The sequence below is a fragment of the Streptomyces sp. ISL-11 genome, from assembly GCF_018614525.1.
Taxonomy (GTDB): domain Bacteria; phylum Actinomycetota; class Actinomycetes; order Streptomycetales; family Streptomycetaceae; genus Streptomyces.
Genome location: NZ_JAGGOL010000200.1, coordinates 17,763 through 17,986, shown reverse-complemented (window position 1 = coordinate 17,986; position 224 = coordinate 17,763). Strand labels below are relative to the sequence as shown.

Annotated in this window: 1 pseudogene; it reads right to left on the bottom strand. The window is 79.9% G+C overall.

Annotated features, from left to right (window positions below):
* Nucleotides 1–224 (bottom strand): annotated as a pseudogene (locus tag J7E86_RS29620) (MFS transporter); the annotation flags it as partial.

The window sequence follows — 224 nt, the reverse complement described above, 5'->3', positions numbered from 1 at the left end:
CGGTGGCGGCGCGGGCGGCGAGCCCGGCGCCGAGGCCGGCGACGACCTCGAAGGCGACGACCCGTCCGTAGCCGGAGGACGGGCGGGTGCCGGCCTGGACGGCGAAGGCGGCGGTGACCAGGGTCAGGCCCAGGACGACGGGGAGGCGCTCGCCGAAGCGGGACACGAGCGGGAGGGCGCCGAGGGCACCGACGCACACAGCGGCCGGCAGGGGCAGCGTGCCC